The following is a 16,409-nucleotide window of genomic DNA, read 5'->3' on the forward strand; positions in this document are numbered from 1 at the left end:
TTTAAAAAGACAACTGTCAGAATGTTTCCCAGTTTCCGTCTGAGGCCGACGCCGCAGCCGGGCGCAATACCTGCGGTGTTTTGAGATTCATCGGACGCGGCGCACTGTTTTGCGTTTGTGCATTCAAACGGAATGCAGCAACCGCCTGGCGCAACTGCTCGGCCTGATCTTCCAGCGCTGCCGCCGCTGTGGCGGATTCCTGCACCAGCGCGGCGTTCTGCTGCGTCACGCTGTCCATCTGCGAAACGGCCAGACTGACCTGCTCAATACCGCGGCTCTGTTCATCGGATGCCGACGCGATTTCGCCCATGATATCGGTCACGCGCGTCACGGCTGCAACAATCTCTTTCATGGTTTTGCCTGCTTCGCTGACCTGTCCGGAGCCGGTATTCACGCGGCTGACGGAGTTTTCAATCAACGCTTTGATCTCTTTCGCGGCCTGGGCACTGCGGCTTGCCAGCGTGCGGACTTCACCGGCAACGACGGCAAATCCACGGCCTTGTTCACCTGCGCGCGCTGCTTCCACTGCGGCGTTTAGCGCCAGAATATTGGTCTGGAAAGCGATGCTGTCGATAACGCTGGTGATGTGGGCAATTTGCTGCGAACTGTCGGCAATTTCGGTCATGGTATGAATGACGTTATCGACCACGCGTCCACCCCGATCGGCGGTTTCTGAGGCATTTTTTGCCAGCAAGGTGGCCTGACGAGCGTTGTCGGAGTTCTGTTTAACCGTGGCGGTCAGCTCTTCCATGCTTGCGGCTGTCTCTTCCAGAGAAGAGGCCTGCTGCTCCGTACGCGCCGACAAATCGTTACTGCCCGTCGCGATTTCGCCCGCGCCGGTGTAGATCGAGTCGGTGCTACCACGTACCGCGCTGACGGTTGTCACCAGCGATTGCTGCATCTCATGCAGACCCGCAGCCAGTTGACCCATTTCATTACGACTGTCGATAGAAATGGTGTGGGTCAGATCGCCGCTGGCGATCGTGCGAATATGGTTCATCACGCTACGCAGTGGCTTCAGCAGGAGATGCTGTAAACCCATCCAGAACACAATCAGTACGCCGATGACCACCAGGAAAATGGTGCCGAGCGTCCACTGCATGCTGGTAAAGCTGTTCTGATTTTCCAGAGCTGCAGCTTTGAGCAAGGTATTATTTTCTGCACGCCAGCGCGTGTAGACGGCTTCCATGTTGTCCTGGGCCTCTTGTGCATCTAAATCGCCGTACGCCTGATAGTTATCAGCGCTCAGATATTCGATCGACAGTCGCATGACTTCGTGCATCTGGGTGTATGCTTTCTGCATCTCGGCGTTTAATTCCTGGCTCTGCCCGTTCACCGGTGGCATCTCATGCCATGCGCTGTAATAGGCCTCAGCTTTGCCAAGCGACGTGCTGGCGTTACCGAGCAGCTTGTTGATCGCCGCCAGAGAAGCGGGGTCGCGCTGATTTTTAAGGTAACGGATCGCAACGCGAGTGACGGTAACGCGCGTCTTAACCAGCGTATTCACGCTGTCGCTCAGGCTTTCCTGTTGCGCATTGAGATTTCCTGAATTTTGGAAGTTTTGACGATCGTTGCTGACTGCGGAGTAGAACAAGCCCCCCGTGACGACCTGCAGCAGGCAGAACAGCATAAGTGCAAAAATGATCCCAGTAATTACGTGCAGATTTTTCAGCATAAAAAGACGCCCGATTGTTGTGCAGAAGTTGCATCATTACTATCGACGTAGTATCCCTAAACTTTAACTTAACAGTTGCTAAACTAATTTTTGCCTCGCGTAACTTATTGTTCCCGTGAATACTATTCATCAAATTAAATTTTCTTTCAGTTCGCCGAACAGGAATCAAAATATGATCAATATCGAAAAAAGCGGCACGTTTACCTTAGGCACACGTAGCGTGAAAAGAGTGGGTTATGGTGTGATGCAGCTCGCCGGGCCAGGCGTGTTTGGCCCGCCTAAAAACCATGACGCGGCGCTGGAAGTGTTGCGAGAGGCGGTGGCGGCTGGGGTTAATCATATTGATACCAGTGATTTCTATGGCCCACACGTCACCAACCAACTGATACGTGAGGCGTTACATCCGTATCAGGACGACCTGACGATTGTGACCAAAATCGGTGCACGACGTGGAGATGATGCATCATGGCTCCCTGCATTTTCTGCGCAGGAACTGACGCAGGCGGTGCATGATAATTTGCGAAATCTGCAACTGGATGCGCTGGATGTCGTGAATTTACGCATTATGTTTAGCGCTCACGGACCCGCTGAGGGATCCATTGCAGAGCCGTTAACCACGCTTGTCGAATTGCAGCGTCAGGGACTGGTGCGACATATTGGTTTGAGCAATGTAACCGCCGCGCAAGTCGCCGAAGCGCAGAGCATCGCCTCGATAGTTTGCGTGCAAAACCTTTACAACATTGTTAACCGTGGTGACGATGCGCTGATCGATTCTCTGGCGGAGCAGGGCATTGCGTATGTGCCGTTTTTCCCGCTCGGCGGGTTTACGCCCTTGCAGTCGTCCGGGCTCCAGGCCGTAGCGGATGAAGTTAAGGCAACGCCGATGCAGGTGGCTCTGGCATGGCTATTGAAACGCTCGCCTAATATTCTGCTGATTCCCGGCACCTCGTCGGTTGTACATCTGCATGAAAATCTTGCCGCCGCAGAGCTTGTGCTGTCCGATGAGGTGATGGAGACGCTCAATGCTCTCGCCTCTTCTGAAGAGAGTCATACGGCACAGCATTAAGCGAGTAAATGCAAAAAAAGGAGCGCGCGCGGGGAAATAGATGGCCTGTAAGGCAAAGAACATGCTGGAACTTAAAATCTTCTGCATGACTAAGGCGCAGGCCATACGCGCCCTCAGACCTGGTGGGGCAAAATTTTGCGCGGCGTAGCGGCGTTTTCAATTTTGCTTGCCATTGGCGAGACGGGTTAATTACCTGAAACGCCGGAGACGGTCAAAGGCCTCAAGCGCGCTGATCACTACTACCGCTCAAAGAATAAACGCCTTCAAGGGGCCTGATTGTTATGAGAACTCTGATAGGGGGCAGAGGCGCTGAGTCATTCTGCAAGTCGAATACCGCCCCATAATACGAATCGGGGCGGATCGAATGTGTATGCACTGCTACTCATTGCCACACTCTGCCGGGAAGCAAACGTCAACAACAATCAGAAACTGTATATCACGTTCAAGCTGCCTGTGGGGGATGCTTTCCGTTGAACAATCGGGCTGTTGCCTGCATCACCCACCAACTGCGTAAAACCTGTTGCGGCAACCACGCTCCAGTCCTGGTTAAATTTGTGCGTCCAGCCCAAATTCATTGACCAGGCATAAATTCCCGCTCCGACATCATAGGGAGCAAACCCCGATGTGGCAGACTGTGATGAATTCACTCCGTAGTAAGTCTGCATATAGTCACTCGTCCCCCAACTGCTTGTCAGCGTCATTGTTAAGGTATCTTTCGATGCGCTATAAAGTGGGCTAATAATGCCGAAATGCAGGGCTGCGCCATTGTCTCTCTCAGTAAACGGCACCTCAGCCTGTAATTGCAAATGGAGCCAGTCGGTCACCTTATACTCCAGACCCATTATACCAAGAGCCGACCCTTTGATATTGCCCATACCGCGCAGATCGTCACTGCCGTCGTTCAATGAATCGCTGTCAACATCGTGATCCTTACGGCCTGCGCGATAGCTCAGCGCAGTACTGTAATTCAGGTCACCGATGCTATTGCCGTAACCGATACCCTTCGTGGTACTCACGAAGAACCCATTACGCATCGAGTAATCAAGCACAAGCGCCGTCATGACACGGTTTTCATCCGAACCAGAATAGCGTGGCGTAACATTTACGCCTCCTCCCAACGATAAGCCTGTAACTTGCTGGGGTTCTGCGGCAAGTATTGGGGAAACCAGTAATGCCAGCAGCGCGCCCGGCAATATTTGTTTCAGAGTGCGCCCCGAAAGTGAAGGGAGGAACTGATGACGCAGTTCGAAGTGTCTCATTAAAGAAGTCCTTAGGGATTCAACTGATTACGATACAAGCGGTTTAAAACGCCAGAACGCTCAGTTTGAATACACACCCTAAAGTTCTCATGAGCCCAAAATGAAGAAATACTGAAGTACATACCGGGGATGCAAACCTGATAGATTTCCTGATACCGTTTTTTTCTTCAGACTTTCTTCATTCACTGTTGATACCTTAACTATCGTGAAAATTCTCCTAATCGAAGACGACCTGGATCTTGGCAATGGCGTACGTATTGCCCTTGCAGATCAAGGATTAGACGTCATATGGGTTCGCCGCAAAGAGGATGCGCTGCATCAACTTGATGCTTGCGTGCCAGAACTGGTGTTGCTCGACCTGGGACTGCCTGACGGCGATGGCATGAGCGTGATGACATACTTGCGCCAACAGCTGAAGGGGATCCCCGTCATCATTCTGACCGCACGCGGCACTCTACAGGATCGCCTTTGCGGGCTCGATGCCGGCGCTGATGACTATCTTGTCAAACCTTTTGTGCTAGCCGAGTTGTTGGCCAGAGTGAGGGCCCTTGCGCGGCGCAGTTACGGTTTCGAGAATGAGATGATAGAAATTCGCGGGTTATCTCTCCACGTTCCGACTCGTCGCGTAACAGTGAGCGCGCGGAATGTTGAGTTGACGGCGAGTGAATACACGCTGCTTGAGACTTTACTGTTGCGTACCGATCGCGTGATTACCCGAAACTTTCTGGAAGAAAGGATATTCGGGGCAAAAGAGAATATGAGCAATTCTCTGGATGTGCATATGGGTAATTTGCGTCGCAAAATTGGTGACGGCTATGTGCGAACGGTGAGGGGAGTCGGGTATGTGATCGATACCGTCCCCATTCAGAAGGGAACGGGTTAATGCGAAATTTTTGGTTCCACCTGAGAACCCCTTCGCTCGTACGGCGAATTATCATCGCCCAAATGCTCTTGCTTACGCTGCTTTGGTGTTTTTTTCTGACCTACATTTTGTGGGAGGATTTGCGAAGCCCTTCTATGCTAACGGGCAGTAAAACTTACGAAACCATTCAAAAATTGGTTGATCGTTTGGACGATCGTCCGCAGGCACGAACGGAGGTGCTCGAAGCATTCAGCCAGGCGTTGCGGGAAGGTTATGGCGGAGGTGAGGATCCCGCGCTGTCAATCAGCCTAATCGTTCGGGAAAATAAAGAAATAATTTATTCATCTGATGGCGCGCCGACTGGCGTGACAAACGCACGATACGGGAACCTCCAGACTATCGAAAGCGGAGGTCGTTCCTGGACTAGTCGTACTCTAAAATCAGGGAACTCCGACGTGGAGGTAACATTGATTACCCCTGCCGCAGGCTGGAACTTCTTTATCTACCTGAACTCGCGTGGCTACTACATATTGCCGTTACTGGTATGTATTCCTTTTCTTTTGTTTCCCGCGTGGCTGTCAATCCGCATTGCAATGCGGCCCTGGAATAAAGTGGTAAATGAGATTGCCTCACGCACGCCAGAAGATCGGTCTCCCTTAAAATTAGTGCCAAAACATAGGGAGCTTCACCAAATGGTGGACGCGATTAATGTATTCCTTACGAGGTTGCGAGAAAGCACTGAAAGGGAAAGGATTTTCATTGCCGATGCCGCTCACGAGCTGCGTACTCCACTGGCCGCAATGCGCATCAATGTGGAGGCGTTGCAGTCCTATATAAGCAGCGAGAGCCAACAGGAGTTGCTGGCAGGGATCATTCGTAGCAATAGCCGCGCAGCTCGCCTCGTCAATCAGTTACTGCTGCTAATGCACAGCGAGGCGCGCACTGACACTGTCATGGAGCCTGTGCCTCTGACGACGCTCATCCAGGAGCGAATGGCGGAGTTAGCTCCGCTGGCGAGTGAGCGCAGAATTGAACTTGAGTTTTACTCTGATAATGAAATATGGATTACCGGTGTCAGGGAGCGCCTGATGTCACTCATTGATAACGTAATTGAAAATGCCGTGAAGTATAGCCCCGAGGGCGGGCGGGTTGAGGTCGTTGTCCGATCGCTCGAGAAATTCACGCAGCTCCGTGTCTCAGATGCAGGGCCCGGCATTCTGCCTGAGTTGAGGGAACGTGTGTTCGATAGATTTTTTCGCGATCCCAATCAGATACAAACCGGAAGTGGGCTGGGGCTGGCCATAGTCAAAGCGGTTGCGCAGCAACACAACAGCAGCGTATGCCTGAGCACGTCTAAAGACGGCGGTTTGATGGTCACTGTTGATTTCCCTACAGATAGTTCCAACTGACACAACACGACTGTCATCCATACCCATCGGAGGGTATCTACCAGCACAATGGAGTTGAAAGTGAAATACTTGGCCCTGGCTACCTTGTTGTTTTCTATATCACTTAGCGGGTGTGCGATAACTGTCAGCGAATTAAAGAGCAGCCGATCCTCTTATGACGGTAGTTTTACAAGCATGACAGGACCCTCCGACACCTATCGAACCTTAAGGTATATGGCACGGCAGTGCCTGGAATATGAAGCTCTCATGGGAAATCCGGTCATCGTATTAAGCGAGTTTGACGGTGAGCGCAAGGAAGGTGAGATCAATCAAAAGCTCCTGGCGGAGGGGTTGTTGATTAACAACACGCTAATTGAAATTGAAAGCCAGGATGATGACAAAGCGAAGGTCAGCCTATACACAACCAAGAACATCTTGAGTACGGGTATCAGGTCGCCAAATATAAGTGATATTAAGCGCTGGGTTGACGGTGAAAGAACGTGCTAGCACGGCACGCTTGCCGACAGTGGAAAGGATCTAAGGATACTCGAGCGGGTCACACGTCCGACTGAGCTCTATATCAATGGCGAGCTGGTGAGCCAATGGGATGAGTGAGCTTAAACCTTTTGCCGGGAAGCTGGCCGAGCTGGTTGGGGCGCAGTCACCGGCGGGACGACGTAAGCTTGCCGCAGAGATTGCGAAAGAGCTGCGTAAATCGCAACAGCAACGGATTAAACTGCAAAAAGCGCCTGATGGTACACCGTATCAGGCGCGAAAACGTCAGCCGCTTAGGTCAAAGTCGGGGCGAATCAAGCGCGCGATGTTTCAGAAATGCGCTCAAGTCGCTACATGAAAGTCAGCGGTCGTAATGATGCTGCTGTGGTGGAATTTACCGGCAAGGTACAGCGAATTGCGTGGGTGCATCAGTTCGGACTTAGGGACCGACTAAGTCCGCATAGTCATTATGTGCAATACACAAAAAGGCAATTACTCGGGTTTGCGAAGGTAGATAAAAAAATTATCAATGATCTTTTATTAAAACATGTCAGTTAAAGTTGTTGTATCCAATATCATTGGTTTAATTGGCTTAGGGGGCGAGTACTAACGAGGCAGTCGTTTTAGTTGCTGGTTAAGTTGTTTCATTGTTTATATAGGCCCTGATGTGATGTTAGGGCCGTAAGGTTGATAGGTCGCTAGCTAAGGTTTGCCGTTTCTTATTGAGCTTATCAAAGTCGCTATCTGATCAATTCCATCGAATGTTGATGGGATTTTGTTATCAGTTAGCATTATATTTGAAAATATAATTTCCTCAAATTTAGCTAAGGTAGTCTCACTGTTGTCCTTTATTTCTTTTGCATATTCAGCGTAACTCTGTATAAAGCAGCATAAGCTTTTTCTTAGTTCTATTTGGATTACCTGCGCCTTTACTGAGTTGAAATTACCAAGTGCAATTTTGAAATAATAAATTAAAATGAGTGTAATTGATGCGAGTGGTATTATTTTTGCGAAATCCTTGAGCTCAGTAAAGCTAATCTTGTTAATGTGAAGCCACTCCCACGCAAGAGGCATTGGTATTAGCGCACCAAAAATAAAAAGAATATTTCTCGCCCATTTTAATTCATTTTTCTTTATTTCACCAAGTCTGAAAAAACCATCAAAAAGTGAAGCGAAGTTAAAATCTGACTCTTGTTTTCGTAATGCATCGTTTAGTTTTTGAATTCTTATCTCTTTTTCCGATATTTCCCTATCCCAATCCTCCTCGATTTTCTTTGATTTATTGACTATATCAACAAAGTCTCTATACGTATTTATATCTTGCGTAAATATAAATCTTTTAACTATCCTTATTGGGATTTCTCGGGTGGCAAATAAAATTCTTCTTTTTGAGCCCTCATCAAATCCATCTATTTTATATATGCAGAATAATTTAAAGTTATTTGTTACTGTGACCCACTCATCATCAAGCATATCTGATTCAATGGCAAACATATAGCAGGTGGCGAAGACCTTGTTTAAAAACACAGGTACTATACTCGCCACCTCAATCATTGATAATAATTCGTTTTGATATTTATCAATGCTATACTGGCATTTTTCATCCCATTGAGTTGGGTATTTTTCAAAACTTTCAAAAATTTCTATTAAAAGGTCATTTCGTTCTTTCCCAAAATCGTTCTCTGGCTCTCTTTCAGATATTTCTTTGCGATAGGTTTGAATGTAGTTAGAAACTTCAGGAGAAGAAAAAAAGCGTAAGCTCATAGATTTGTTTGACCCCGAGTAGTTAGTTGTTGTGGGAGCGATTGTACAAGTTGAAAAAATTCATGATGCGAAATATTAGTTGCATTATGAAGTAATGAAAACACAACTCAATGAAATTTTGCGACTTTTGCGCAACCTCATCCGCACCGGCATCGTGACCGACGTCGACCCCGTCGAAGGGCTTTGTCGTGTCCAGACCGGCGGAATGCAAACCACGTGGCTTAACTAGCTGACCTCCCGCGCCGGTCGTTCGCAGGTGTGGTGGGCTCCGTCCTTTGGCGAGCAGGTGCTGAACCTTGCTATCGGCGGCGAGCTCGACAACGCTTTGTGATGCCCGGCATTTTCTCTGATGACCATCCCGCACCTTCTGCCTCACCCGATGCCTTTCACGTTGCCTTTCCTGATGGGGCGGTCATTGAGTACGAGCCTGACAGCGGGGCGCTCACCGTGTCAGGGATTAAAACCGCTGACGTCACCGCGTCGGAATCTATTGCCGCCACCGTGCCACTTGTGCTGGTGAAAGCCGAAACCCGCATCACGCTCGATACCCCCGAGGTGGTGTGTACCAACAAGCTCATTACCGGCACGCTCGAAGTACAGAAGGGCGGGAAAATGTATGGCGATATCACGCACAGCGGCGGGAAGCTGACCTCTAACGGCGTGCAGGTGGATGACCACGGCCACGGCGGCGTCAAGCGCGGCGACGACAGAACGGTGGGGACAAAATGACAGTGCGTTATTTAGGTATGAACAGCCATACCGGGCTCAGTATTTCTGAGCCCGACCATATCAGGCAGAGCGTGCGCGACATTCTGGTCACGCCGGTTGGCTCGCTGGTGATGCGCCGTGAATACGGCTCGCTGCTGTCGGCGCTGATTGCCCAGGCGTTCGCTGGCGTGACGGCGAAATGGCTGCACACCAAAGACCCGAAACCGCAAAAGCAAAAGGTGAAGCTGAAACGTAAGCCGAAAGAAAAACACCTGCGCGCGCTGCAGCATCCGAAAGCGGCCAAAACCACCACCAAGGCCAAAGCCAAAAAAGAGCAGGAGGCGCGCGAAGATGAGTATATGGCCGTTGAGGCTGACAATGTGCTGGAGCTGACAACCATCTACGCGACAAAGGCGCAGGCGATGGGCACGGCTCAGGCGAAGTGGGACAAAATACAGCGCGGCGTGGCGGAGTTTTCAATCTCGCTGGCTATTGGCCGCGCAGATTTATTTCCTGAAACGCCGGTAGCGGTGAAAGGCTTTAAGCGCGTGATAGACGAGCAGGCGTGGATAATCAGCCGGGTGGTGCACAGTCTCAACGGGAACGGCTACACGACGGGCTTAGAGCTTGAGGTGAAGGTTTCAGGTATGGAGTATGTGAGTGAAGAGAATGAATGGTAGGGTGAGTGTATGTATTTGTTTTGTATTAATAAAATTGGTAAGGTTAACGCATCGGAATCGTTAAGAGGTGCTTACCATGTTTCACTGTCCAAAATGCCATCACGCCGCTCATGCCCGTACAAGTCGATATTTCTCTGATACTACAAAGGAGCGGTATCACCAATGCCAGAATATCAACTGCAGCTGCACCTTTGTCACGACCGAAACCCTTTCACGTTTTATCGTTTCACCGGGTGATGTAGTTTCAGTCCCACCTCACTCGACAATATCGGGGCAGCAGAATATGAACTGGATGTGAATCCTAGGCAACTTTAAATTTGATGAATTGATAATTAGGTGTGATTGTCAAGTTGAAATGGCGTCAACGATTAAACTAAGGTCTTTATCATGTTGCAAGTCGACACAACATTAATTTTTAAAAGAATCACCGCTTTGAACGCGCGAGTCTGGGCAGTAACATATCTTTCAATTGTTTTATTATTTGCAGTCTTGTATTACGTGTTTTGGATGTGCAGGCCAGATAGTTTTATTATTAATTCAGAGTTGAATGTGCATCCATTTTACGATATGAATGTGATGCTTTGGAGTGATGAGAACTACGATTACCAAATGGGTGATGGCATAAATCTCAATACTCTTAAGAAAGAAAATGATGAGTATATTTTAAAATTATCCAAAGACAGGGTAGAGTTAGGCAAGATTGATTCTGAGTTAGTTAATCTTGACAAGAGGTTTGATACTATCTATGAAAAGAAAGATGCTGAATTTTTGGAAAACACAAAGAAATATGAACAAGAGATGTTGTCAAGTTTTATAAAGCGTGAGAAAGACTTAGAAGCTAGTGCGGCTAGTTTCGAAAAAGACTCTCCTGTCATAGTTAAGACCAATGATGACGTTTTGAAAATTCAACGCATTGGTGATGAACGAGTCAAATTAGCAGAAGCTAGGCTGGAAACAGCACGTCAATCTTTTAAAAATTCTGATTATATCCTTAAGAATCTGATGAAATTTACTTCTAAAGAGACACGTGATGATTTAATTAAATTAAATGAACTAAGGACGAGTTTCAATGAAAAAGGATTTAAATTAGTTAAAGAAATGGGCAATGACCGTTCCGCAGCAATTGAAAATGTCGGCCGATATTACAAGCAGTACATAGCAAGGCTCAATTTTATTGATTTCATTTATTTCAGTATCGGAATATCTACAACTACAACTTTTGGGGATATTGTTGCTAGTGATAGAATGGTCAGGGCTTTTGTAAGTTTGCAACTTCTTTTGTGCATATTTATAGTTGGCGGCTTTTTAAGTTCCGTGATTAATAAAAATTAAATGAATCTTTTTTTCACAATCCTGTCGTTAGACTACTCGGAGTGCTAAGCAGGTTTGGACGGATTATAGAATTCTAAGTATGCATCAACGCATCAAAATATTTACGTATGATGAGATGCCCCGCAAAGCGGGGCATCTCGTATCGATGTGTTCAATATGTGGACATGACCTGAAATAAATCCTTTTATTTCATTATGTTGAAGCGTTTCAAAAAGCTCCTGCGGGAGCCTTTGTTACTGACGCGTCAAATAACCTTGACCCGTTGGGCTGTGCCATTCGCCGTTGCCATCTGGTTTGAGAGCGATGCTGCGCGTTCTGAATACGAGGTATAATTCGCCCTTATCGGTGATGAACGGCACGTTAGCGGTTTCAATCGGTTTACCATCAAACAAATAACCTTTTTCGCGTACCACCAGTTTCATTAAGCGCTGCCCGCTAGCGTCGAACATTTGCCACGTCCCAATGTAGGGCGTCACATCCACCTGGCTCTGCGGGTGTGCGGCCTGGTTCTGGGCTTTGGTTTTATGGATGTCACAGGAGCCATCGGCTTCGGTTAACTGGGTACAACCTGAGCGTTCCAGTTTTGCGCGGTATTTGGCGTCAATGGCATGTGCTGGAGCGGCGATAATGGCTGCCGCACTCATGAGTGCGATGAGTCTTTTTTTCATGTGTAGCCTCTTTTATTTTGCTCGTTGCGATCGCGACGAAGATTGTTTTGCGGGTTTACGCACATGCTTTTGCATGGCCTAAACCTTCTTTAATGAAGGATGCAGCGGAAAGGTAAGTCAGCATTACCACTCGTAAGCGGCACCCATGCCGGCCACGAAATCATTTTCCGTGGTTGCAGAGACGGTTAATTTGGTGACGACCTGCTGCCCAATACGGGCCGATGCACCGACGGCCAGACCTTGTTCGCTGTCATACGTCCCGGCACCCGCGCCCATCGAGAACGTTGCGCCCTGAGAAACCTGCGGAATATTCGCCATTGCGGCGACACCTGCGATGCCTGCGGAAGCATGTTTACGGTTGCTATCGACAGTATTTTTCAGCTCGTTGAATTTGCTACCGTAACCGCGGTCAGCTTCCAGATCCTGAATTCGGCTTTCATGGTTTTGCAGTTTTGTGGTGTTAGCCGCAACACGCTTGTTTGTTGCGTCCAGTGCTTTACGGTTTTTTTCAGTATTCGCATAAGCTGCATCAGCACGTGATTGAGCATATGTGCCAGTGTCTTCAGCGTGCGCGATCCCAGCCTGAAGCCCCTGAAAGTCCGTTTGTTCCTGGGTGGCGTTTTTCTGGATAGCGGTTCTGTTGCTCGTGATTTGTTGCTCATCTGCGTGCAAATCAATCGCGTTGGCTTTACCTGCCATTTCATTATCCTGGCGCGTCTGGTCAGCAGAATAAAAGGTCTGATCCACTTTGGTCGCCAGCGCGGCCGTGTTGGTTTTGATATCTGTCGAGTTCTGGACGATCGCGGTTTTGTTGGATGTCATTGATGCATTTTGCAGATCGTTGGTCTGTGTCAGATTGGCCAGTTTGGCCTCTGTGTTCTGTTTATTCTGGTCGTAGTCGGTCCTATCCACTTTGGTATTCAGCGCAGTGGTCTGTGCGACGATCGCAGTATGATTGGTCTGAATATCCTGGTGGTTAATACTCACGACAGTGCCGACGTCAGAAATGTGTTGATCAACTGCTGCACGATCGCGGGTGTAGTCGAGAATATCGACCTTGCGGGTAAGTGCTTTGTCCTGACGAGCTTGACCCTGCTGGTAAGCGGTCTGATCCACTTTGGTCGCCATGTCAGCCTGATTTGTCTCCACGTTAGAGACAATAGCGTTGAGATCGTAGAGATAATTTTGCGTAAAGCCCATGCGAAAATGGGAGTCATCCGTTCCATCATAAAAATTGAACGTCCCCGTCACACCCTGAGGGCTTTGGATTGATGGCACAAAACTTCCCGCTGGCTCTGGATTCATCATCGGCATAAAGGGCGTTGCGAGGGCGGAGGTCCCGGCTAAGGTTGCAAGAATGACCCCAGAAAGTATCGTTTTTTTCATATGAAAACCTGTATCATTAACGTGTAAAGGTGTTAACCCGGTTCGTTTGGTCGCGGATGGGTTAACGTTTTTATTCAGCCGCTGGCTCTGTCTGGCGGCTTTTTTTATGAAGCGCTAAGGCTTCTGCAATAATTTCCTGCTTGCTTTGCCGCGTCTCAAAAGCGGTCTCTCTCACGTATTCGACGAGGCTGGATTCAATCCTCGCGCTTAACATTTTCAGGTCTGCATCTTTTGCAGTTCCCCGCGGGAATCTTTTGTCCGGATAATCACGAGATGGCATAAAATCATTCTCCAAAAGATGTCTTGTTAATTCGTGCTGTGAAATATGCGAGTGCAAAGAAAACAAGTCAACGTTGGCAAAAACGTGGTGAATTTGTATCTAATTAGTTAAAAAATTGCACTTTTCTGGGGCGATACTTCGTGTGAAAGGAGAAGGGGTTGAATACGGAAAAGCACAAAAAATGAGCAACAATAATCACTTTGTTTTGCATAGCGTGTAACCGATTTCACAGCCGTTTTGAACCGACGTTTCACTCTCCTCTGCGAATCTTTCGTCTCTACAATGAATTACGATTTTTAAAACAGTACGGAAATAAGTGTGAAACAAAATAAGTTATGCAAAAAATTGATTGTTTATGCACCTTATTGCAAATTCAACGCGTAGTTGAGTCGCGACCGTCCTGTTCATTTTGTGTTTTATCCGTAACATTTATGCAAAAAGGAGTGATGAAACTAACGCTAAAATAATCATGAAATGTTCATTTAGTTTGATTTTTGTCAGTTTTTAAGTGACTGTTGAATGGGTTTGTAGTGTTTTTAATGTATGCATTTTATGTTTTTGAAAGTGTTTATAAGTGACTTGTTAGTATGTGTTTAGTGATTGGTTTTTATCATTTATAGCCATGAAACAAGCCAGAGTTCAAGCTGATTGTCTGTTGTAGATGTCGTGGTGAGGAAACCTTAGTGCAGGTCTTGCCGGGGCGGCAGAAGGAATAGTGGGGTGAGGGCACTAATCACACTGATGAAGTGTTCTGCTACGCGAAGAGAGTGAGTGGAAAGTGGCAGTGCTTATAAATTCCAGAGTATGTTAATAGTTTTTCTTTTTGGAGTAAAAGCCACTATGGTAGATATGCCTTATTTATTTCATAAGTGAATAAATTCGTTTACGAGTAGTGATGCTAAAGTGTAAGCGGTCATTATCCATGTAGTTTCTTGTGTTATCATTACCCGGTTGCAGCTTGCGGGAAGTGAATTACATGCATCACATTTTCTTAGAATTTACCGATCTTGAACCTGGCGTGAAGTCAGTAGAAGACCTGAAGTATGTTATCCGTGATGAAAAACAGACGGCCTTCGTCATGAGCGCCGTTGTCGCGCGCTTTATCAAAGATGCGCTAATCATGAACCAGACGATTACCAGCCTCAAAAACTGTCGTTTCGCCTTTGATGGCGGCGCTGAGTTTGTTGAGTTTGACAGTAAAGGAAAGTCTAAAACCTACACCGAACAGCCAGACTGGTTTATCACGCCGGGAGCGTTCGCACGATCGCAGTGGTTGGTTAATCATGAACTCCACGACCTGGCCACACCGCAATTTATCTCCACCTTTATAGAGATGTTCCCGGATGTGAAAAAGCGTCGCGAGCATTGTAATATCTTGTTTAACCTGCAGCTGATTGACGTTAATTCGCGGAGTAAAACGCTTTTAACGACCGGCAAACAGGGCAATAAAACCCGCAATAGCACTAAGCCGAAGATCGTGGATCTGGGATCGTACGAGCTGTTCAGCCAGTTTTTTGCACGTCTTAAAAATGCCGTTGAAGCCGATATCTTCCCGACCGTGCAGGTTTTAACCGGCATTGATGATGTTGCTAAAGTGCCTGCCACGCTTAAGAACGCTGCCCGCACCTGGTTTAAAGCCATCTCGTCTGAACTGCCGCCCAATAGTAAAAGAGTCGGGGCAGGGAATTCGGCACTTTTCTGTGCGCCTGTTCGCCAGCGGGTCCAGCAAATTGAATCCTACGGTATTGAGCGCTATTACCAGTTTCTGTCGAAAGCGATCGCGGAGGCCGGTGAACAATTTATCACTGACTTTAACGTGAAATTCCCCGCCTGATTCAGCAACGGTACGCAGCCAGAAAGCTGCGTACCGTTGCTGTAATATCAGGATTGATTATGCTCGCGCCAGACGACGTCCAACGGTTTACTCCACGCTGTTCATGAAAATAAAGGTCGCTTTCTTGCGCTCGTACCGATTTATCTGAGGGACAAGGCGTCGGAAGTGTTCACTCGCACAATGTGCATCCAGCGCCGCGCGGTCAGGCCACTCTTCAATGAAAATGAAATGCCCGGCATCGTTCTCATCCACATACAAGTCATATGCGATGCACAGCGGTTCTCGCCTTGTCGCCTCGACCAGTTCGCGATAAAGCGGAAGGACGATCTCAACGGCCTCCGGCTGCATAAAATCTTCGGCAATCACTTTTAGCATGTTATTTCCTTAACAGCCCCGGCAAATTGAGCGGGACGTTGCTCATTTAAAATCAGTGTGACTTCAACGAATTGATTCTATCGAATCGCCATCGGCACGATCTGTTCGGTAAAATCACATAACTGTATTTATATACAGTTATTGGCGGGTAAGCAATGATGAGTCATCTTTTGGCGCGCCCTCAACACCATTATGAAGAGACCTCTCTCTTCCACGCGGTTGTGGAGGCGACGGTGCAGCGCGCACGACCTGTATGACTCACGGCGATGGCCGCTATTCTGGCGTTTATCCCGCTGACGCACTCGGTGTTTTGGGGAGCGCTGGCTTAGACCCTGATTGGCCGGACGTTTGGCGGCACTATCATTACGCTGGTGTTCCTGCCTGCGATGCACGCGATCTGGTTCAACATTCGCCCCAAGCAACCAACGCCTGAAGACGTGAAATCCACGGCATAGCAGTAACGTCAGAGCGGGCGTGATGGCCCAGGAGGGAATTCACGCCCTTTAAGATCGGTTTGTTAGGTCATTCCAGACTGGATTATTTCGCTGAGCAGGAGGCCTATCACCAACCTCCGCTCCAGGCACAATGCTCCCTCCTTACCGAAAAATCGCCAGCTCGCACACCCGCTATACATAAA

General features: G+C 48.1%; 14 protein-coding genes and 4 pseudogenes. 11 read left to right on the forward strand and 7 right to left on the reverse strand.

Annotation, left to right across the window (positions count from 1 at the left end; all coding sequences use genetic code 11):
• Positions 1-16: 16 nt before the first annotated feature.
• Entirely contained in the window at positions 17-1,675 is a 1,659-nt protein-coding gene (tcp, locus tag I6L74_RS17810) for a methyl-accepting chemotaxis citrate transducer (RefSeq protein ID WP_059178055.1), read from the reverse strand.
• Positions 1,676-1,847: 172 nt separating this feature from the next.
• On the opposite strand from tcp, the gene I6L74_RS17815 reads away from it, so the two are divergent.
• Positions 1,848-2,741: an aldo/keto reductase family oxidoreductase gene (locus I6L74_RS17815; RefSeq protein WP_059178054.1), complete on the forward strand. Its 894-nt coding sequence runs from the start codon at positions 1,848-1,850 to the stop codon at positions 2,739-2,741.
• A 422-nt stretch (positions 2,742-3,163) separates the two neighbouring features.
• On the opposite strand, the gene I6L74_RS17820 is transcribed toward I6L74_RS17815, so the two are convergent.
• Complete coding sequence (locus I6L74_RS17820; protein ID WP_059178053.1) at positions 3,164-4,000, reverse strand: MipA/OmpV family protein; 837 nt, start codon at positions 3,998-4,000, stop codon at positions 3,164-3,166.
• Positions 4,001-4,205: 205 nt separating this feature from the next.
• Between I6L74_RS17820 and I6L74_RS17825 the strand changes: the two genes are divergently transcribed.
• The 4 genes and pseudogenes from I6L74_RS17825 to I6L74_RS17840 all read left to right on the forward strand — a co-directional run bounded on the left by I6L74_RS17825 (position 4,206) and on the right by I6L74_RS17840 (position 7,303).
• A complete protein-coding gene (locus I6L74_RS17825) occupies positions 4,206-4,883 on the forward strand; it encodes a response regulator transcription factor (RefSeq protein WP_059178052.1) in 678 nt (225 codons plus the stop codon).
• Positions 4,883-6,271 (forward strand): sensor histidine kinase, encoded by a 1,389-nt coding sequence (locus I6L74_RS17830; RefSeq protein ID WP_059178051.1) that lies wholly within the window; start codon positions 4,883-4,885, stop codon positions 6,269-6,271. The genes I6L74_RS17825 and I6L74_RS17830 overlap by 1 nt, the downstream gene beginning before the upstream one ends.
• A gap of 48 nt (positions 6,272-6,319) precedes the next feature.
• A complete protein-coding gene (locus I6L74_RS17835; RefSeq protein ID WP_059178050.1) occupies positions 6,320-6,757 on the forward strand; it encodes a hypothetical protein in 438 nt (145 codons plus the stop codon).
• Positions 6,758-6,857: 100 nt separating this feature from the next.
• Positions 6,858-7,303: pseudogene (locus I6L74_RS17840) on the forward strand (phage virion morphogenesis protein).
• Positions 7,304-7,447: 144 nt separating this feature from the next.
• On the opposite strand, the gene I6L74_RS17845 reads toward I6L74_RS17840, so the two are convergent.
• On the reverse strand, positions 7,448-8,509 hold the full coding sequence (locus I6L74_RS17845; RefSeq protein WP_059178049.1) for a hypothetical protein: 1,062 nt from the start codon (positions 8,507-8,509) through the stop codon (positions 7,448-7,450).
• Between the two features lie 94 nt (positions 8,510-8,603).
• Between I6L74_RS17845 and I6L74_RS17850 the strand changes: the two are divergent.
• The 4 genes and pseudogenes from I6L74_RS17850 to I6L74_RS17865 all read left to right on the forward strand — a co-directional run bounded on the left by I6L74_RS17850 (position 8,604) and on the right by I6L74_RS17865 (position 11,229).
• A pseudogene (locus tag I6L74_RS17850) lies at positions 8,604-9,238 on the forward strand (phage baseplate assembly protein V).
• 155 nt (positions 9,239-9,393) lie between these two features.
• A pseudogene (locus I6L74_RS17855) lies at positions 9,394-9,897 on the forward strand (phage late control D family protein); the annotation flags it as partial.
• 76 nt (positions 9,898-9,973) lie between these two features.
• The gene (locus tag I6L74_RS17860; protein ID WP_072241831.1) at positions 9,974-10,195 is read left to right on the forward strand and encodes a DNA-binding transcriptional regulator; all 222 of its coding nucleotides are present in this window, start codon (positions 9,974-9,976) and stop codon (positions 10,193-10,195) included.
• 89 nt (positions 10,196-10,284) lie between these two features.
• Positions 10,285-11,229, forward strand: coding sequence for a potassium channel family protein (locus I6L74_RS17865; protein ID WP_059178753.1), 945 nt, complete (start codon positions 10,285-10,287; stop codon positions 11,227-11,229).
• 233 nt (positions 11,230-11,462) lie between these two features.
• Here I6L74_RS17865 and I6L74_RS17870 read toward each other — a convergent pair whose 3' ends face one another.
• From I6L74_RS17870 to I6L74_RS17880, 3 genes are all read right to left on the reverse strand, one after another.
• Positions 11,463-11,897: a hypothetical protein gene (locus I6L74_RS17870; RefSeq protein ID WP_059178754.1), complete on the reverse strand. Its 435-nt coding sequence runs from the start codon at positions 11,895-11,897 to the stop codon at positions 11,463-11,465.
• A 123-nt stretch (positions 11,898-12,020) separates the two neighbouring features.
• Positions 12,021-13,283, reverse strand: a complete 1,263-nt coding sequence (locus tag I6L74_RS17875; protein ID WP_059178755.1) for a YadA-like family protein — start codon at positions 13,281-13,283, stop codon at positions 12,021-12,023.
• A 70-nt stretch (positions 13,284-13,353) separates the two neighbouring features.
• Positions 13,354-13,563 carry a hypothetical protein gene (locus tag I6L74_RS17880; RefSeq protein ID WP_059178756.1) on the reverse strand — a complete coding sequence of 70 codons (210 nt, stop codon included), beginning with the start codon at positions 13,561-13,563 and terminating at the stop codon, positions 13,354-13,356.
• Between the two features lie 976 nt (positions 13,564-14,539).
• On the opposite strand from I6L74_RS17880, the gene I6L74_RS17885 reads away from it, so the two are divergent.
• Entirely contained in the window at positions 14,540-15,397 is an 858-nt protein-coding gene (locus I6L74_RS17885; RefSeq protein ID WP_059178757.1) for a hypothetical protein, read from the forward strand.
• Positions 15,398-15,484: 87 nt separating this feature from the next.
• Here the strand turns inward: I6L74_RS17885 and I6L74_RS17890 are convergent, their stop codons facing one another.
• Entirely contained in the window at positions 15,485-15,772 is a 288-nt protein-coding gene (locus tag I6L74_RS17890) for a putative quinol monooxygenase (RefSeq protein WP_059178758.1), read from the reverse strand.
• A 206-nt stretch (positions 15,773-15,978) separates the two neighbouring features.
• On the opposite strand from I6L74_RS17890, the pseudogene I6L74_RS17895 reads away from it, so the two are divergent.
• A pseudogene (locus I6L74_RS17895) lies at positions 15,979-16,227 on the forward strand (hypothetical protein); the annotation flags it as partial.
• Between the last annotated feature and the right edge of the window lie 182 nt (positions 16,228-16,409).

Origin of the sequence: Lelliottia amnigena (assembly GCF_019047465.1) — a bacterium.
Lineage (GTDB): Bacteria > Pseudomonadota > Gammaproteobacteria > Enterobacterales > Enterobacteriaceae > Enterobacter > Enterobacter amnigenus.

Excerpts from the sequence above, each read along its gene's own strand:
- tcp (WP_059178055.1), bottom strand. The coding sequence starts at position 1,675 with ATGCTGAAAAATCTGCACGTAATTACTGGGATCATTTTTGCACTTATG.
- I6L74_RS17815 (WP_059178054.1), top strand. The coding sequence starts at position 1,848 with ATGATCAATATCGAAAAAAGCGGCACGTTTACCTTAGGCACACGTAGC.
- I6L74_RS17820 (WP_059178053.1), bottom strand. The coding sequence starts at position 4,000 with ATGAGACACTTCGAACTGCGTCATCAGTTCCTCCCTTCACTTTCGGGG.
- I6L74_RS17830 (WP_059178051.1), top strand. The coding sequence starts at position 4,883 with ATGCGAAATTTTTGGTTCCACCTGAGAACCCCTTCGCTCGTACGGCGA.
- I6L74_RS17835 (WP_059178050.1), top strand. The coding sequence starts at position 6,320 with ATGGAGTTGAAAGTGAAATACTTGGCCCTGGCTACCTTGTTGTTTTCT.
- I6L74_RS17845 (WP_059178049.1), bottom strand. The coding sequence starts at position 8,509 with ATGAGCTTACGCTTTTTTTCTTCTCCTGAAGTTTCTAACTACATTCAA.
- I6L74_RS17860 (WP_072241831.1), top strand. The coding sequence starts at position 9,974 with ATGTTTCACTGTCCAAAATGCCATCACGCCGCTCATGCCCGTACAAGT.
- I6L74_RS17865 (WP_059178753.1), top strand. The coding sequence starts at position 10,285 with ATGTTGCAAGTCGACACAACATTAATTTTTAAAAGAATCACCGCTTTG.
- I6L74_RS17870 (WP_059178754.1), bottom strand. The coding sequence starts at position 11,897 with ATGAAAAAAAGACTCATCGCACTCATGAGTGCGGCAGCCATTATCGCC.
- I6L74_RS17875 (WP_059178755.1), bottom strand. The coding sequence starts at position 13,283 with ATGAAAAAAACGATACTTTCTGGGGTCATTCTTGCAACCTTAGCCGGG.
- I6L74_RS17880 (WP_059178756.1), bottom strand. The coding sequence starts at position 13,563 with ATGCCATCTCGTGATTATCCGGACAAAAGATTCCCGCGGGGAACTGCA.
- I6L74_RS17885 (WP_059178757.1), top strand. The coding sequence starts at position 14,540 with ATGCATCACATTTTCTTAGAATTTACCGATCTTGAACCTGGCGTGAAG.
- I6L74_RS17890 (WP_059178758.1), bottom strand. The coding sequence starts at position 15,772 with ATGCTAAAAGTGATTGCCGAAGATTTTATGCAGCCGGAGGCCGTTGAG.